11 protein-coding genes are annotated in these 17,324 nt (G+C 66.5%); 9 read left to right on the plus strand and 2 right to left on the minus strand.

What is annotated here, in order from left to right; translation table 11 throughout:
- Positions 1–123: 123 nt before the first annotated feature.
- Positions 124–1,662: an amidohydrolase family protein gene (locus CSW60_RS13615; RefSeq protein WP_099537892.1), complete on the plus strand. Its 1,539-nt coding sequence runs from the start codon at positions 124–126 to the stop codon at positions 1,660–1,662.
- Positions 1,663–1,710: 48 nt separating this feature from the next.
- Here the strand turns inward: CSW60_RS13615 and CSW60_RS13620 are convergent, their stop codons facing one another.
- A complete protein-coding gene (locus CSW60_RS13620) occupies positions 1,711–2,655 on the minus strand; it encodes a FecR family protein (RefSeq protein ID WP_099537893.1) in 945 nt (314 codons plus the stop codon).
- 5 nt (positions 2,656–2,660) lie between these two features.
- Positions 2,661–3,164, minus strand: a complete 504-nt coding sequence (locus CSW60_RS13625; protein WP_099537894.1) for an RNA polymerase sigma factor — start codon at positions 3,162–3,164, stop codon at positions 2,661–2,663.
- A 293-nt stretch (positions 3,165–3,457) separates the two neighbouring features.
- Between CSW60_RS13625 and CSW60_RS13630 the strand changes: the two genes are divergently transcribed.
- The 8 genes from CSW60_RS13630 (at position 3,458) to CSW60_RS13665 (ending at position 17,318) form a co-directional block, all read left to right on the plus strand.
- Positions 3,458–6,589 (plus strand): TonB-dependent receptor, encoded by a 3,132-nt coding sequence (locus CSW60_RS13630; protein ID WP_236634282.1) that lies wholly within the window; start codon positions 3,458–3,460, stop codon positions 6,587–6,589.
- A gap of 139 nt (positions 6,590–6,728) precedes the next feature.
- Positions 6,729–8,096 (plus strand): metallophosphoesterase family protein, encoded by a 1,368-nt coding sequence (locus CSW60_RS13635; RefSeq protein WP_099537895.1) that lies wholly within the window; start codon positions 6,729–6,731, stop codon positions 8,094–8,096.
- On the plus strand, positions 8,093–8,992 hold the full coding sequence (locus tag CSW60_RS13640) for a glycerophosphodiester phosphodiesterase family protein (protein ID WP_099537896.1): 900 nt from the start codon (positions 8,093–8,095) through the stop codon (positions 8,990–8,992). The genes CSW60_RS13635 and CSW60_RS13640 overlap by 4 nt, the downstream gene beginning before the upstream one ends.
- A 154-nt stretch (positions 8,993–9,146) precedes the next feature.
- The gene (locus tag CSW60_RS13645) at positions 9,147–9,749 is read left to right on the plus strand and encodes an RNA polymerase sigma factor (protein ID WP_099537897.1); all 603 of its coding nucleotides are present in this window, start codon (positions 9,147–9,149) and stop codon (positions 9,747–9,749) included.
- On the plus strand, positions 9,718–10,728 hold the full coding sequence (locus CSW60_RS13650) for a FecR family protein (protein WP_099537898.1): 1,011 nt from the start codon (positions 9,718–9,720) through the stop codon (positions 10,726–10,728). Before CSW60_RS13645 ends, CSW60_RS13650 begins: the two co-directional genes overlap by 32 nt.
- Before the next feature lie 93 nt (positions 10,729–10,821).
- The gene (locus CSW60_RS13655; protein ID WP_099537899.1) at positions 10,822–14,049 is read left to right on the plus strand and encodes a TonB-dependent receptor domain-containing protein; all 3,228 of its coding nucleotides are present in this window, start codon (positions 10,822–10,824) and stop codon (positions 14,047–14,049) included.
- A 69-nt stretch (positions 14,050–14,118) separates the two neighbouring features.
- The gene (locus CSW60_RS13660) at positions 14,119–15,738 is read left to right on the plus strand and encodes an alkaline phosphatase (protein WP_099537900.1); all 1,620 of its coding nucleotides are present in this window, start codon (positions 14,119–14,121) and stop codon (positions 15,736–15,738) included.
- Between the two features lie 926 nt (positions 15,739–16,664).
- Positions 16,665–17,318 (plus strand): exopolysaccharide biosynthesis polyprenyl glycosylphosphotransferase, encoded by a 654-nt coding sequence (locus CSW60_RS13665; RefSeq protein WP_099537901.1) that lies wholly within the window; start codon positions 16,665–16,667, stop codon positions 17,316–17,318.
- Positions 17,319–17,324 lie beyond the last annotated feature (6 nt).

The raw sequence follows: 17,324 nt of genomic DNA on the forward strand, positions 1-17,324 counted from the left end.
GCGGCGGTAAAGGTAAGCGCCTGGGCTGGCCCATGGGAGAGCTCCTTGCGTCCCAGGCCGCGGAAACGACTGAAACCTTCGCCGCCGCGCGCTAGACTCGCGACGGCAACAAGGCGTGGAAGCATGAGACTTCACCTGTTTGGTTCGGCCCTGGGTCTGGGGATCGCGTGTCTGCTGGCGTCCGGCGCCCTGGCCTCGACGCTGATCGTCAACGCCAAGGTGATCGACGGCTCCGGAGCGCCGGCTCGCGCCGCCAGCGTCCGGATCGACAAGGACCGCATCGTCGCCGTCGGCGCGCTCGAGGCCGCGCCGGGCGAGACCGTCATCGACGCCAAGGGGCTGGCCCTGGCGCCCGGCTTCATCGACGCCCACAGCCATCACGACCGTCAGGCCGAGCGGACGCCGGACATGGCGATGCTGGCCGCCCAGGGCGTGACGACCATCGTGGTGGGGCAGGACGGAGAGTCCGATCTGCCTCTGAACGCCTATTTCGATCGGCTGACCCGGTCGCCATTGGCCGTCAACGTCGCCTCCTACACCGGCCACGGCAGCCTGCGCGCTCGGGCCATGGGCCAGGACTACAAGCGCCCGGCCACCGAGGCCGAGATCGCGCGCATGAGCGCCGAGCTGGCCGAAGACCTGCGGGCTGGATCGCTGGGCCTGTCGACCGGGCTAGAATATGACCCCGGCATCTACGCCACACCCGAGGAAGTGGTCGCCTTGGCCAAGACCGCGGCCGCGGGCGGCGGCCGCTATATCAGCCACCTCCGCAGCGAGGACGTGAAGCTGGACGCGGCGATCGACGAGATCATCAATATCGGCCGCGAAGCCAAGCTGCCCGTGCAGATCTCGCACCTGAAGATCGGCCTGGTCGATCGATGGGGCGAGGCGCCCCGGATTCTCGCCAAGCTGGACGCGGCGCGCGCTCAGGGCGTCGACATCACCGCCGACGTCTATCCGTACAGCTACTGGCAGAGCAATCTGTCGGTGCTGCTGCCGGAGCGGAACTTCGAGGACCGCGCCGCGGCGCGCTTCGCCCTGACCAAGCTGACGACGCCCGAAGGCTTGCGGATCGCCGTGTTCGCCCCGGATCCTTCGCTGGCCGGCAAGACGATCGCCCAGATCGCCGCCGAACGGCATGCCGATCCGGTGGAGACCTATCTGGCGCTGACCCGGCAATCAGAGGCCTATGGCGCGGCCCATCCGGAGGTCCAGCGCGTCGACGCCGTGATCGGCGCGGCGATGTCCGAACCCGACATCGCGACCTTCATCGGCTGGAAGCACTCGGTGATCTGCTCCGACGGCATGACTCACGGCCTTCACCCCCGAGGTTTCGGCTCGTTCGCCAAGGTGCTGCGGGTCTATGTCCGGGAGCGGCGACTGCTGTCTCTGGAGCAGGCGGTTCACAAGATGTCGGCTCAGACCGCCGCTCAGCTGGGCCTCGAAGGGCGCGGAGCGATCGCGCCGGGCCTGCGCGCCGACCTCGTGCTGTTCGATCCCGCGCGGATCACGGACCGTTCGGACATTGAACACCCCAACGCATTGGCGACCGGCGTCAGCACGGTCTGGGTCAATGGCGTCGTGGTGTTCGACAAGGGCGTCCCGACCTCGGCGCGGCCCGGTCAGGTGGTGCGCCGGGCGGGTTGGCGGGCGGCCAGCTAGGCCGCCCAGACGGTCATGGCCCGCGCCGCGGGGCGGGGCGCTCGCCGACTAGAGACCAGGCGCCAGCACAATCCCTTCGGGGCCTTCCCGCAGGGCCAGTCCGTGTGTGGCGGCCACCAGCTCCGCGGTTTCGCGTGGCGCGGTCGCTCGGAAGCGCCCGGTTAGGCGGAGGTCGCCCAAGGCGGTCGCGCCCAGCTTCACGGGGCGCGCGGCGTTGGCGCGGTTCAGCTCGGTCACCAGATCGCCCAGCCGGCCGTTGTTCAGCTCGATCCAGCCGCTGCGCCAGTCATCGGCTACGGCGGGATTGAAGCGCAGCCTTCCTTCGATCCCGCGCGCGGAAACCCGAACGCTTTCGCCGGCGACGACCACAACCGGCCGGCCGGGCGTCGCGGCCGCGACGACCCGAACCTTGCCCTCGCGCACCGTGACCTCTGTGGCGTCGGCCAGGCGATTGACGTTGAAGGCGGTGCCCAGCGCCGTGACCGAGGCTTCGCGCGCACGCACGGTGAACGGCCGTGAGGGGTCGTGGGCGACCTTGAAGAAGGCCTCGCCGCGTTCCAGGCGCACGTCCCGTTCCCGTCGCGCCAGCGCAACGCGCGCCTTGGAATCGCCGTTGAGGATCATTCTGGAGCCATCGGCCAGCACCTGGGCCTGCTGGCGCCCCTGGGGCGTCTCGAGTTTCAGCGGGCGCGGCCAGGCGAGGACCGCGATGACGGCCGCGGCCGCCAAAGCCAGACCGCCCAACGTCCACACCGACGCACTCGGCCTCCGGCCGCGCGCCGTGGCGGCGCGCGCGCCGGCCAGGGCCTGGCGCAGGGCGGCCGAGGCGATCAGCTCGCGGTGCGCGGCCAGTAAGTTCGCACGACGTGGATCGGCCGCCAGCCACGACTCCAGCTTCAGCGTCTCGTGCCGCGGAAGCGTTCCGGCCGCCAAGCGGTCGGCCCAGAGCGCCGCCTGCTGATCGTCGATGCTGTCGAAATGGTTGTCGCGCATGCGGCCTATCCCTCGTCCCGCGCAGTGTCCTGATGGACCTTGCGCAGGGTCGCCGACGCGCGGCTGTAGTGCTTTTGGACGGCCTCGGGCGACAGGCGCAGGTCTTGGGCGATGCGCTCGTAGGCCTGGTCCTCTAAGCGGCGACGCAGATAGACCTCGCGGCGAAGGCGAGGCATCGCCGCGATGGCGCGGGAGAAGGCTTCGGCCAACTCCCGTCCTTCCAGTAGGGCTCCAGGACCAGGCTGCTCGCATGGCTCACCCTCGTCCAGCGCCTCGAAGCTGGGGCCTTGGCGGCGGTCGCGCATCAGGTTGTCGAGCACGCGGAACGCATAGGCGAGGGGATTGAGCAGCGGCGCCCGGCGGGCCCGCTGCAGAAGGCGCAGCACCGTTTCCTGAAACAGGTCCTCGGCCTCGTGGCCGTCCGCGCCGCGTCGGCGAGCATAGGCCTTCAGCCGGGTCTCATGCGCGCGCACGGTCTCGAAGACCGGCACGGGTTCATTCTGCGCCATTCCTGGATTCCAGGTCTCGCCGCGCCCCGAAGGCGAGCTCGCTTAGCGGCGGCGTTAGCGGAACTGTATGGCAGTTTTGTGAAAAACTCCGCCATGTTGCGCAAGTCAAAGTCTCATTACGGGGAGATTGATTCCGGATATTATCAGTACAAGGAAATACATCCTCATCCGGAATGGTCAAATTCGGCGGCGCAAGAAAAATAAAAGTTTTGCGACGCCTGTCTGATCTTGCCGTTCCTGCTGTCTTCCCCGGTCGAGGCCCCGCGAAAGGGGTTCGTGTTTTGGGGCGTACGATGAGCTACAGGTCTCGACTTCTCGCCGCGGCGGCGGCGCTTTCGGTGGCGGCCGGAGCCGGCGCGGCCTTGGCGCAGTCCGCCCCCGCCGCGCCGCTGGCCGCGGAGGCTCGCTTTGATATTCCCGCGCAGGATCTGAGCGCCGCGCTGATGGCCTTCTCGCGGATTTCCGGCGTGGCCGTTTCGGCCGATCCGGCGCTGACTCGTGGTCGCCAGTCGGTGGCGGTCGACGGACGCATGCGCGCCGAAGCGGCGCTGAAGCAGATGCTGTCGTCCGCGCCGCTGACGTCCGAAGTGGTCAACGGGGCCGTCGTGCTGCGTGAACGCCCTTTGGCCGTCGCCGATGAGGTCGACGAACTGATCGTCGTCGGCTACGCGGCCGGTCTTCGAAAGTCGCTCGACGCCAAGCGCGACGCCGACATGATCACCGACGTGGTCAGCGCCAACGATATGGGCAAGCTGCCGTCGGCAAACCTGACCGAGGCGGTGGCGCGCCTGCCCGGGGTCTCGGCGGTTCGCAACCACACGACGGGCGAGGGCGACCGCATCTCGATCCGCGGTCTGGCCACCGAGTACAACACCTACTCGGTCAATGGCGTGCGCTTGGGCGGCATGGGCTCGCCCGGAGACAACTTCTATCGTGGCGTGCGCCTGAGCTTCCTGCCCGCCGCCGGCGTCGACTCCATCACCGTGTTCAAATCGATCCTACCCAACATGGACGGCGACGCCCTGGGCGGTTCGGTCGAGATCCGAACGCCGACCGCGTTCGACTTCAAGCCCACCCATTTGGCCGTGTCTCTGGAAGGCACGATGCTGGATAAGCGTGATCGCAAGAAGTCCGGCGAGGCCCAGGTCGCTTTTGGCCGGCAGTTCACCGAGAACCTTGGCCTGTTCGTGACCGCCAGCTATTCGCGGCGCAATTCTCAGTTCGAGCAGGTCGGCGGCTCGGGCGACGACATGCCTCAGCGCTGGTTTGTCACCAACAAGTCGCGCGACTTCGACACCTCGACCTTCCAGACGCTGGGGGTCGAGCTGTCGGCCGGCGAGACCAAGGTCGAGCGCAAGGGCGTCAACGCTTCGCTCGACTGGCGAAACGCCGATCACGAGGTTCACCTGCGCGGCCAGTACAACGTCTACGACGAGACCGAATTCCGCAATCGCCTGAACTTCCGCAACTACGCCGATCGCATCTCCGAGCGTCTGGTCCAGAAGGACAAGTCCCGAACCAACCTGGTCGCGCCGGATAAGGCCGTGATCGGCGTCGAGAACGGCGTGCGCGTCTACAGCTACTCGGTCAACGACATCGTCGACCAGAACAAGGACGGCCGGATCACCGACGCGGACCGCAAGACCAAGAGCTTCTACAGTCTGGACGGCGCGTCGGGCCTCTGGGATCCGCAAGGCTTCCGCCTGCGCCGCTATTGGGAGGGCGGTTCGACCGAAGGCGTGCTGGGCTCGGCGACGCTGGGCGGCAAGAGCCGGTTTGGCGACCTGACGGTCGACTACGATGTCTCGTATTCGAACTCACGCGACAACATCAAGGACGAGTTCGAGCTGCAGTTCCGCACCGACGCCTATGATTGGCTGGGCAACAAGGGCGTCTATGTCTCCACCGCCGGCGACCCGCGCTTTCCCAAATGGGTGCTGAACGCCGCCGGCATGGCCGCGGCGCAGGACCCGGCCGCCTTCAAGTACTCGGGCATGACTGCCGGCTTTGGCGACAACGAAGAGACGCTCAAGCAGGCCCAGTTCAACCTGGCCTATGCGCCGGCTAGCGATTGGCTGCGTGAACTGAAGGCGGGCGTGAAGATGTCCGTCTCGGAGCGCAGCAAGACCGGCGGCAGCTTCATCGACCTGACCCGCAGCGGCACGATGGCCGACTTCGCTCCGTATTTTGGCCCGTCGATCGATAGCCTGTTCGGCGGCGTCTATTCGGGCCAGTACCGACTGGGCGTCACCATCGACACCGACAAGATGATGGCCGAGCTGCGCAAGGCCCAGGCTGGCCAGTCGACCTTCTTCGGCGGGCTGGCGACGTCGCCTGACGCGGCCGAGGTCTCGAACGAGGACACCTGGAACTACAAGGAGACGATCCTTGCAGGCTACGCGATGGGCAAGGCCCAGTTCGGCAAGGCCGAGGTCATCACCGGAGTGCGCGTCGAGAGCACGCGTAACGATATCCAGGCTTGGCTGGAGGATCCGCTGAAAGGCGACACCTTCACGCGCGACAAGTCCGACTTCGTCAACGTGCTGCCGTCGATCCACACGAACTACAAGTTCCGCGACGACCTGATCCTGCGCGGCGCGATCTGGACCAGCTTCTCGCGGCCCGACATCAACCGCATGAGCTCAGCCAAGGTCTATGGCTACAACACCGACGCCAACGGCGACGGCAAGACCGATCCCAAGGACCAGTGGATCCTGGAGAGCGTCACCACCGGCAATCCCGACCTCAAGCCGATGAAGGCGGTCAACTACGACGCCTCGTTGGAATGGTACAACGGCAAGACCGGCGCCTATTCGGTCGGCCTGTTCCATAAGGACATCCGCAACTTCCTGTTCCGCTCGTCGTCCAGCGTCATCCAGGACGGCACGACGGAGAACTATACCGACGGGACCGGCGTCGACGTCTCCACGCCGATGAACGGCAAGTCCGCCAAGGTGACCGGCGTCGAGATCAATGCGCGCCAGATCCTGCACTGGTTGCCCGCGCCGTTCGACGGCCTTGGCGTGGCGGCGAACATGACGTTCCAGCGCGCCCGCGCCGTCACTGGCATCAGCTGGCACCCTGCCGGGCTGGAGCTCCCGCTGATGGAGACCCCCGCGCGCCTGGCCAACCTAGAAGTCTTCTGGGAGCGCAACGGCTGGGAGGCCTACGTCTCCTACAGCTACCAGTCGGAGTCGCTGGAGGACATCGAGGACTACGGCAACGATCCCTACGAGCAGGACTACCGGTTCGTGGACCTGATGGTCCGCCGTCACTTCAACGATCGGATGGCCGCGACCTTCAAGGTCCAGAACGCCCTGGATAGCCACACCTATTGGTACACCTTCGGCAAGGCCAAGGGCGGCATCCGCGACTACATCGAGAACGGCCGCTACATCAGCCTTAGCTTCGACTGGAAGCTTTGACCGTCACGCCGGCGGATCGCGTGCGAGCGGTCCACCGGCGTTGGCGTCCCCGAGCCGCCTCGGGGACGCCGCGTCGGCGCGGCGCCCCTTGGCCGCGCCGACCTCTCTTTCTCCCGATCACCTGAGTTCAAGGTCGACCATGACCCAAAGCCATACCCCGTTCCGCGCCAAGCACGCCTCCTCTCGCCTGTCCGCGCTCCTTGTCTGCGGCGTCGCCTTGAGCGTCCTCCCGCCGACCGTGTCGATGGCCGCCGAGGGGCCCGCCAAGGCTCGATCGTCGGCCGAGTCAGTCGTCGCCGGCGGCAAGCCTCAACGCCTGATCGTCAATCCGACCGAGGATACGACGCGCGGCTTCGCCGTGACCTGGCGGATGGAGGCCGGAGCCGGCCAGGGGCTGGTGGAATACGCCGAGGCCACGCCCGGCCCCGCCTTCGAGGAGGCTGTCCAGACCGTGACGGCCCAAAGCGAGGTGGTTCAGTACGTCCCTCGCAACGGCGCCCCGGTCTCGGCGACCGCCCACAGCGCCGTGATCGACGGCCTCAAGCCCGAGACGCTCTATGTCTACCGGGTCGGCGACGGGCGGACCTTCAGCGCCTGGCGGCAGATCCGTACGGCGGCGGCCAGCGCCAAGCCGTTCACCTTCCTCTATTTCGGCGACGTACAGAACGAGGTCGAGAGCCACGGCTCGCGGGTCATGCGCATGGCCCGCCGCCTGGCGCCGGACGCGGCCCTGGCGCTCTACGCCGGCGATCTGATCAACCGCTCGGACGCCGACCGCGAGTGGGGGGAGTGGTTCGACATGGCGCCGGACCTTCATACCGAGCTTCTGACCCTGCCCAGTCCTGGCAATCACGAGTACGGCCCGCAGGTCGAGGGCCGTCCAGGCCTGGCGCCGCAATGGCGACAGCAGTTCACCCTGCCGCGCAATGGTCCGGCCGGCGTCGCGGCCCTCTCCGAGACCGTCTACCAGGTCGACTATCAGGGCGTGCGGTTCTTGTCGCTCGACGCCGACGCGATCACCGACTATCCCGACCTCGCCGACGCGACGCTGAAGTGGCTGGAGGCGCGGCTGACCGACAATCCTAACGCTTGGACCGTCGTCTTCCTGCACTATCCGATCTATTCAACCGCCAAGGGGCGCGATAACGCCGAGCTGCGCGCGGCGCTGGAGCCTATCCTGCGGAAGCATGGCGTCGATCTGGTGCTGCAGGGCCACGACCACACCTACGCCCGGGGACGTAAAGACGGACCAGTCTATGTGGTCTCGGTGGCCGGGCCCAAGCAGTATGTCGGCGGCGAGCGCGGCTGGGCGACCCGCAAGGCCACCGGCGTTCAGCTGTTCCAGGCGATCAGCGTTGATGGCGCGGACCTGACCTACAAGGCTTATACCGCGACCGGCGGGCTCTATGACGCCTTTCGCCTGAGCAAGCCTGTCCGGGGCAAGCCCGCGCGGCTAATCGACCTGACGCCCAAGAGCGTCGAGCTCGACCTGAAGCGTGCGCCATGATGCGTCGTCTCGCGATCGGCGTCCTGCTGATTCTGGGCCTGGCGCCTTCCGCGTGGGCGGCCGAGTCGGCCGGACCCGAACGCTGCGCCGCGACTCCCGCCATGGCCGCGGCGCTCGCGCGTCTCGCCAGGCCGCATGCGGGTCTGATGATCGCCGCCCATCGCGGCGGCCACAGCCGTGCGCCGGAGAACAGCCTGGCGGCTATCGAGGCGGCGATCGCCGAGGGCGCCGACGTCGTCGAGATCGACGTCGCCGTGACGTCCGATGGAACGCCCGTGCTGATGCACGACCGAGCCGTCGATCGGACCACGACGGGGCTAGGTCTCGTCGAGGCAAAGACCGCCTGGGAGGTCGCCGCGCTGCGCCTCAAGCGGCGTGACGGCGGGGCCAGCGACGAGGCGCCGCCGACTCTGGCGCGGGCGCTCGCCCTGGCCTGCGGCCGCATCCTGGTTGATCTCGATCTGAAGAGCGATCGCCTCGGCCCGATCGTCGAGGCGGTCAATGCGTCTGGCATGCGCGCCACCAGCCTCTATTTCGACAGCGACCCGGCGGTCCTGGCGCGCGTAAGGGCGCTGGATCCGGCGACGCGCCTGATGGTTCGGTTGACGACGGATCTGTCGCTGCCTCAACTGCTGGCGATCACTGGCCCCGTTCAGGTGGTGCACGCGGACACCGAAAGCCTGACGCCGGCGGCCCGCGGTGCGATCACCGAACTTGGTCTCAGGATCTGGCTCAACAGCCTGGGAGAAGCCGACCAGCGCTTGGCCAGGGGCGACGACAGGGGCGTTGAGGACCTGCTCTCGGCGGGGGGCTCGGTGTTGCAGACCGACGAGGTCTCCGCGCTCGTCGCCCTGCGTCGGGCATGGGCTCGCGCCGCGAGGCGTCCCCGCGGCTGAGGTCGCGCGCCGGCTCAACGCCGTCGCCTGCGACGATCTCGCGACGACCTCGGGCCTGGCGAAGCCGGACTGTCACAATAGACGGCTAGTCAGTCTCCGAACCAAGGCGGCGCCTGCGCCGGGGTTAGCGCGATAGTCAGTCAGCGGATTACGAATGAGCAGCGCCGACGGCGATAGGACACGGTGGTTCCTGCGGAATATCCTTCCGCACGAGCCGGCGCTGCGAGGCTGGCTGTCGCGCGGCGCCCTGCCTGGCGTCGACGTCGACGACATCATCCAGGAAGCCTATTCGATCCTGGCCGAGCTGGAGTCGGTCGACGGCATCCGTCATCCTCGCGCCTATCTGTTCCAGGTCGCCAGATCGATCATCACGCGCCATGTCCGCCGCGCCCGGATCGTGCCGATCCACGCGGTCGAGGACCTCGAGCGCCTGGATCCGCTGGATGAGGAAGCTTCGCCCGAACAGCGAACGATCGACCGTGACGAGCTTCGTCATTTGGCCCGGGCGATCGCCGCCATGCCCCTCAAGACTCAGCAGGCTTTCGTGCTGCGTCGCGTTCGGGGGCTGTCCCAGCGCGAGGTGGCGGCGCATATGCGGATTTCGGAAAACACCGTCGAGACGCACATCTCCCGCGGCGTGCTTTTCTTGATTGATTGGTTCGGGCGTAGCGGAAACAAGCGGTCCCAAACCTCTAAGACGACGAACCGGGAGAACGCCTCGAGACATGGCCGTGCGAGAAACCCATCGCGACATTGACCGCGCGGCGTCCGCATGGGCGGCGCGGCAGGATCGCGGACCGCTCTCGCCGGACGAGGCCGCCGCGTTGGAGGCTTGGCTGCGCGGCGATCCCCGCCGCCGGGGCGCGCTGCTGCGCGCGCGGGCGGTTTCGCTGCTCAGCGAGTCGGCTCGGGCTCTGGGTCCCGATTTTGATCCCGAGACCTTCGCCGAGCCTCGGCGCCCACGCCTGTCGCGGCGCGGGGTGCTGACCTGGTCCGGCGCGGCCGTGGCCGCGGCCTCGCTGGCGGCCGTGGGCGTCGCCACCTCCGCCGCCGGCGCGGTGATCAGCACCGAGCGCGGCGAAATCCGTCTTGTCCCGCTGAAGGATGGCTCGACGGTGCTGTTGAACACCGAGAGCCGCATCCGCGTGCGCTACGACGAGGGGCGCCGCGAGGTCACCCTGCTCAAGGGCGAGGCCTATTTCTCGGTGGCCCGTGACGAACGGCGTCCCTTCGTCGTCGAGGTGGACGGGCGCCGGCTGCGGACGACCCAGGCGGGCTTCCGCGTCCGCAAGCTCGAGAATGATCCGGTCGACCTGCTGGTAAGCCAGGGACGGGTCGATGTCTCCGCCGCCCCGCTCTTTGGGGCTGGCAAGGTTCTGGCGGTCAGCGCCAACACCCGTCTGGCCTTGGCTGACGCCGTCCATCGCTCCGCCGAACGGCCTCGCCCGATCGCGCCCGAGGCGGTCACCCGCGACCTGGCTTGGCGCGACGGCAAACTGGCCTTCGAGGGGGAGACCTTGGCGCAGGCCGCCTCGGCCTTCGCCCGCTACAGCGACACGCGGATCGAGATCCGCGATCCGGATCTGGCGCGCGAGGCCGTCACGGGGCTCTTCGCCGCCAGCGACCCGGTCGGCTTCAGCCGCGCCGTGGCCCAGGTGTTCGACGCTCGCCTGCAAAGAGACGGCGACACGGTTGTGGTGAGCCGCGGCGCGCAACCTCCTGCTGCAGCGCAATAAGAAGTTTTTGCAACATATAGCGGAAGGGGGCGGGACGACGGCTCTCAACCCGCAACGTCGCGAGCAATGCGATGCTTGGGGGTCGTACAGCCAATGATTTCTCGTTCTTCCCTTCTGGCCTGCGGGGCGTCGCTGGTCGCCATGGCGATCGCCGCGCCAGCTTTCGCGCAGGACCGCGTCTTTGATGTCCCCGCTCAGGCGGCCGTCCGCGCCATCCCCGAACTGGCTCGCCAAGGCCAGGTGCAGATCATCGCTCCCGCGCGCCAGCTGGAGGGCATCCAGACGCCGGCCGTGAAGGGGACGATGGACGTCCGCGCGGCCCTGCGCCGCCTGATCGCCGGCACGCCGCTGCAGATCGATACCGACGACGGCCAGATCATCACTTTGCGCTCGACCGCGAGCGCCTCGCGCCCCCAGTCCGGAGTCGGTAGCGGCAACGTTCGAGGCCGCGTCCTCAACACCGCCACCGGCGAATATGTCCGCAACGCCGAGATCCGCGTCGAGGGCGCCCCGATCGTCGCCTATTCCGAGGACGACGGCGAGTTCCGCCTGACGGGCGTCCCGTCCGGCGACGTGACGATCAAGGTCAAGTACGCGGGTCTGCAGGAGGCGACGCTGGTCGTCTCGGTCGCTCCGAACCAGACCGCCGCCCTGGACGTCTCGCTGAGCCCGCTCTCCAGCCTGGACCAGGTCGAGGCCGTGACCATCACCGCTAAGCGCGAGGGCCAAGCCGCCGCGATCATGGAGCGCCGCGCCTCGACCAACGCCAAGACCGTGGTCGCGGCCGACAACTTCGGCGCCCTGACCATGGGCGACGTCGGCGAGTTCATGAAGAACATGCCGGGCGTCTCGCTGGACTACACCGAGGTCGACGCCACCGCTGTGCGCATTGGCGGCCTGGATCCGAAGTACTCGACCTTCACCACCGACGGCGCCCGCATGGCGACCGCGACCTCGAACAACAACAGCGGCCGCCAGAACTCGTTCGAGCAGATGTCGATCACCGGCGTCGACTCGATCGAGCTGAACAACACCCTGCAGGCCAGCATGGACGCCGACAGCCCCGGCGGCGCGATCAACCTGCGCAGCAAATACGCCTTCCAGCGCACCAGCCGCCTGCTGCGCTTCCAGGTCGGCGGCGTCGGCACGTCGGACAGCGAACTGTCGCGGAAGTATCTGCCCGACGACAAGAAGCACTCGACGATCTTCCCGTCGGGGCAAGTCGGCTATGCCGACGTGTTCCTGGACGGTCGGCTAGGGATTGCCTTCAACGCCAGCTACAACGCCAACTATGTCCAGCAGGACCGCATCCAGACCGACTGGTCCTATCTCGCCAGCGGCCGGGTCATTCCCTACCAGGTGATGTGGCGTCCGGGTCCGAAGCTGACCCACCGCAAGGCCGCCAATCTCAGCGTCGACTACAAGCTGAGCGATCAGTGGGCCCTCTCGCTGCGCTCGACCTATTCGTTCTACGACGTCGAGTACTTCAACCAGTACACCTACCTGATCTTCGGTACGACGACGACGTCGCAGACCACGGCGGACTCGACCCCGACCCACATCGTGGTCAATCCGAACGGGACCAACACCCGCCTGCACACCCAGTACTCGCACCGCTACGCCGGCACGCCCTCGTGGCTGTTCACGCCGAAGCTGGAATATCGGGGAGACACCTGGGAAGCTCTGCTACGCGGCAGCTACTCGAGCTCGGAGTTCAATTTCCGGGACAATTCGAAGGGCTTCTTCCAGCGGACGGACGACTACCTGACGCGCATCGGCTTCACGCTGGATCGCGCCTCGGAAGACTCCAACCAGTGGACCCTGCGCCAGACCGCCGGCCGCCCCTGGGGCGACCCGATCAGCTTCAATCGCGACGACGACATCGGCAACAACATCCGCACGTCCGAGTCCGACGCGCAAAACCAGATGTACGGCCTGAACTTCGACCTGAAGAAGAAGCTGAACATCGGCGACGTGCAGCTGAAGGTCCTGGCCGGCGCGGCCTATCGCACCAATGTCTGGAAGACCAATGAGGGCTCCTATCAGCAGTTCCAGTATGTCGGCCCGACCGGCGACCTGACCCAGAAGGCGCCGGAAGCCGTCATCCCCTGGACCCAGAACTACCAGTTCAAGATCCTGGGCTTCGACGCCGGCAATCTGAACGACCAGAACTGGCGCGCGGACAGCAACTACGCCGTCTACGACATCTACAAGGCTCATCCGGAGTACTTCGTCCCGGACACCGTCGGCAACCTGAAGCGCCGCCTGGACAACAACAAGAAGGTCGGCGAGGAAATCAACGCCGCCTATTTCGAGGTCCAGCCGCGCATCGGCAAGGCCTCGTTCGATCTTGGCTTGCGCTACGAGAAGACCAAGACCGACGCCCGGGTCGCCGACATCCGGCCGGCCAAGGAAGTGACCGCCGCCGGCCTCTCGACCAGCACGGTTCCGGGCCTGCTCTACCAGTATCGCAACGGCGCCTATTCGACTCGTCACGGCGAGTATGACGACTGGTTCTGGAGCGGCGGCGCCAAGTATGACTTCACCCGGAAGCTGGTCGGCCAGCTGGCCTTTAGCCAGTCGATCCTGCGGCCCGACTACGGCAATCTGGGCGGCGTGGTGTCGGTCAATGACGACACCCTGATCGTCTCGGTGCCCAACCCGCTGCTGAAGCCCGAGCACTCGACCAAGTACTTCGCCAGCCTGCAGTACTATCTCGAGCCGTCGGGCGTGATCGGGATTTCGGCCTACAAGCTGGACGTCAAGGACATGCAGGTCACTGGCGTGACGGTGAACCCCGAGGACGTCGGCTACAACCCCGCCGACTACGCCGGCTATGCGTTCCGCAGCGCCCAGAATCTGCCCGGGACCAACACCAACAACGGCCTGACGCTGGAATATGACCAGCAGCTGACCTTCCTGCCCGGCGCCCTGCGGGGCCTCGGTCTGCGGGCCTCGATCACCAAGATCGATCCGGACGGCGAGCGCGTCAGCCTGCCCAAGACCTCGGGCAACTGGGGCCTGCGCTACAGCTACGGCAAGTTCGACGTCCAGCTGACCGGCAACGCTCAATCCAAGTACCGGACCAGCGCGCTGAGCAACACGCCGACCACGGCCAATAACGGCGTCCTCTACCACGCCGCGCGCGAGCTCTGGAACGTCAGCGCCAGCTACAAGATCAACAAGCAGTTCGAGGTCATGCTGGCCGGCCGCAACATCTTCAACGCGCCGGACGTGATCTACTCGAACGTCCGCAGCCGGGTGCAGCAGTACAGCATCTATGGCTCGATGTGGAACATCGGCGTCAAGGGCACCTTCTAGACTTCCCCGACCGACTTCCCTCCCGCGGCTTGCCGGCCGCGGGAGTTTTCTTTTGCGGAGAACCTTCCCATGGCTTCAAGGATCGATCGTCGCAGCCTGATCGCCGGGGGTCTCGGCCTGGCCGGCCTGATCCTGCCCGCCGGTCAGGCGCTGGCCCGGCAGATGCTGGGCGCGACCGGCTTCACCCACAATGTCGCCAGCGGCGAGCCCGCCGCCGACTCCATGTTGCTGTGGACGCGCTATGTCCCCGCGACGGACACGAATGTCGTCCGGCTCGAGGTCGAGATCGCCTTGGACCCGGTCTTCGCCAAGGTGGTGTCGGGCGGGGCCGTGCGCACCGGCGCCTACCGCGACTGGACCGCCAAGGTGACGGTCGACGGGCTGAAGCCGGCGACGGTTTATTGGTATCGCTTCGTGGCGCCGGACGGCGCCAAGTCACCGGTGGGGCGCACCAAGACCTTGCCCCAAGGGCCGGTGAGCCGCTTCGGCTTGGCGGTCTTCTCGTGCTCGAACCTGCCCTACGGCTGGTTCAACGCCTACGCCCACGCCGCCGCGCGTCCGGATCTGGATCTGTGGTTGCACACCGGCGACTACCTCTACGAATACGGCTCGGTCTCCATCAAGCCGGCCGATCTCGTGGCCGGCCGGCTGCCCGAGCCCTCGACCGAGATCCTGGCCATCGCCGACTATCGTCTGCGCTTCGCTAGCTATCGGGCCGATCCCGACCTGCAGCGCCTGCACCAGATGGCGCCGATGGTCGCGCTGTGGGACGACCACGAGTCGTCCAACGATAGCTGGGAGGGCGGCGCCCAGAACCATCAGCCGGACAAGGAAGGCGACTGGAACCTCCGCCGCGCCGCCGCCATGCAGGTCTATCGCGAGTGGATGCCGGTCTCCGACGAGCCCTGGAAGGCCTATCCGATCGGGACGCTGGCGACGCTCTATCGCACGGAGTCGCGGCTCCTGGCTCGAACCAAGCCCGTCGACATCGACGCGACCTTCAAGGCCGCAGATCCGGACGCCGCCTTGAAGGCGTTCCGCGACGGGGTCTGGCGAGATCCCTCGGCGACCATGATGGGCTCGACCCAGGAGAGCTGGCTGGCCCACCAGATGAAGACCAACCCCGGTTGGCAGCTGGTCGGCATGGGCACCATCCTGGGCCGGACGGTCATGCCCAAGGACGCCGTGGACTGGCTGCGCCCGACCGTGTCGGACAAGAAGGCGGCCGGCTATCGCAACGACATCCGCGCCGCCGCTCAGGGCCTGCCAATGTGGATGGACCGCTGGGACGGCTATCCCGCCGCCCGCTCACGCCTGCTGAAGTCGGCCCAGGCCGCCGACGCCGACCTCGTCATGTTGTCCGGAGACAGTCACAACGCTTGGGCCTTCGGCCTGATCGAGGACGGCCACCCCGCCGGCGTCGAGTTCGCCGGCCACAGCGTCACCTCGAATGGCCTGGAGGGCGATATGGGCGCCGACCCCGGCGTCGTCGCGCGCGGCTTCATGGCCGCCAACCCCGAGATGAAGTGGGCGGACACCAGCCAGCGTGGTTACATGATGATCGACATCGCCCAGAAGCGCGTGACGGGTGAGTGGCTGTTCCTGAAGACAATCAAGGAACGCGACGCCACGCTGGCTGGAACCCATAGGATGTCGGTCGAGCGCGGGCGAAAGGCGTTCAGCGCCTAGACTGAGCCGCGAGCGCGGGGACCGCGCCGATCAGCATTGTCCCGACGATTGATCATCACGGGGCTTGTTAGGAAAGAAGATTGGCGGATGGCTAGCGCCATCCGCCTGGCGCGCGGTGGGGAGGTTAGAACGACTTCTTGACGCCGATCTCGAACGGGCGGCCCAGCGGGTTGCTCGTCCGCGGATCGTAGCCGAATTTCTCCTGACTGATGGCGCGGGGACAGTCTCGCATTGCGAGGCGGTCGCTGTTCACAAACAGTGAGCCGCCACCGCGCGCTCTGTTCCGCGCCGCCTCTCCTGGCGGAAAGAGGGTGTCCGCTTGCTGGTGCCTTAATGATTGGATTTATTGCAGTTTCGGCTCGTAGGCCTACATTTTTACCCACATCTCTGAGCGGGCATTGGTGGAGTGATTTGATCTGCAGATCGGCGAAGAGCCGTCTCAAACGGCCTGGACGAGCCTCGTCTAGCGGACCTCAGCACTTGGTCGAACGCGGCGAGGCGGTCGATGTCGGCATCGCGTCCCACAGTCTCGGCTTGCTCTAGGTCGTCCGCAGCGGCCTCCGTGTCGTTGGCGCGCTAAACGGAGCTGCCGAAATCTGATCGAGACCGAGCGCCAACACTCCAATTAGCGACGGGGCGCGTCCAAGAACTCTGCTGAGTTCGTGTTCCGGTAGAGTTTCCCTGCGTGCATTTCGTCACAATTCGATCAGACGCGTGCGATATTCTTTTTAACTGAACTCTACCGCAATGCTGTGGCGGCGCCTGCCATTAGGGCGAAAATGTCCGCCGAACGCGCAAAATTAGCCTTGCGTGGAAAAAAGGTTGGTTAACAACCCCTGCGAGCGGTTGTTCGGCGAGCGCCGATTTAGTAAAGGCTTTCTAAATCATCGGGCAAAGACCCGAACGCATAGACTGGTGGGGACCACGTGCTGATCGTATCTAATCCGACAGCGGAGCAGCTACCGTGCGCCGTGCAAGCGTCACCGGTTGCGAAAGATCCGCTCAAGCGAACGATGGATATCCTGGTGGCGGGCGGCGCTCTGCTGTTCTTCGCGCCACTGCTGGCGCTCGTCGCCATGCTGATTAAGCTGGAGTCGCCAGGCCCCGTGCTTTTCCGCCAATCGCGCGGTGGGCTGAACGGTCAGGCCTTCACGATCTTCAAGTTCCGCTCGATGCGCTGCCAGGAAAACGGCTCGAACGTCGTTCAGGCCAAGCGCGACGATGACCGCATCACCACGGTCGGCCGCATCCTGCGCAAAACCAGCATCGATGAATTGCCGCAGCTGCTGAACGTGCTGAAGGGCGACATGTCCATCGTCGGCCCGCGCCCGCATGCGCTGGCGCATGACGAGCAATACGGCGCCAAGATTGCGAACTACCATCTGCGTTTTCGCGCCCGTCCCGGTTTGACGGGACTGGCCCAGATCAAGGGCCTCCGTGGCGGTACTAACGAAGTCGAGGCCATGGCGGCCCGGATCGACGCCGATAACGAATATATCGAGCGTTGGACCTTGAGCGGCGACATCAAGATCCTCTTGATGACGGTGCCGCATCTCCTGATGGCCGAGAACGCCTACTAGGTGTTG

Source organism: Caulobacter sp. X, from assembly GCF_002742635.1.
Taxonomy (GTDB): domain Bacteria; phylum Pseudomonadota; class Alphaproteobacteria; order Caulobacterales; family Caulobacteraceae; genus Caulobacter.

Excerpts from the sequence above, each read along its gene's own strand:
- CSW60_RS13615 (WP_099537892.1), top strand. The coding sequence starts at position 124 with ATGAGACTTCACCTGTTTGGTTCGGCCCTGGGTCTGGGGATCGCGTGT.
- CSW60_RS13620 (WP_099537893.1), bottom strand. The coding sequence starts at position 2,655 with ATGCGCGACAACCATTTCGACAGCATCGACGATCAGCAGGCGGCGCTC.
- CSW60_RS13625 (WP_099537894.1), bottom strand. The coding sequence starts at position 3,164 with ATGGCGCAGAATGAACCCGTGCCGGTCTTCGAGACCGTGCGCGCGCAT.
- CSW60_RS13630 (WP_236634282.1), top strand. The coding sequence starts at position 3,458 with ATGAGCTACAGGTCTCGACTTCTCGCCGCGGCGGCGGCGCTTTCGGTG.
- CSW60_RS13635 (WP_099537895.1), top strand. The coding sequence starts at position 6,729 with ATGACCCAAAGCCATACCCCGTTCCGCGCCAAGCACGCCTCCTCTCGC.
- CSW60_RS13640 (WP_099537896.1), top strand. The coding sequence starts at position 8,093 with ATGATGCGTCGTCTCGCGATCGGCGTCCTGCTGATTCTGGGCCTGGCG.
- CSW60_RS13645 (WP_099537897.1), top strand. The coding sequence starts at position 9,147 with ATGAGCAGCGCCGACGGCGATAGGACACGGTGGTTCCTGCGGAATATC.
- CSW60_RS13650 (WP_099537898.1), top strand. The coding sequence starts at position 9,718 with ATGGCCGTGCGAGAAACCCATCGCGACATTGACCGCGCGGCGTCCGCA.
- CSW60_RS13655 (WP_099537899.1), top strand. The coding sequence starts at position 10,822 with ATGATTTCTCGTTCTTCCCTTCTGGCCTGCGGGGCGTCGCTGGTCGCC.
- CSW60_RS13660 (WP_099537900.1), top strand. The coding sequence starts at position 14,119 with ATGGCTTCAAGGATCGATCGTCGCAGCCTGATCGCCGGGGGTCTCGGC.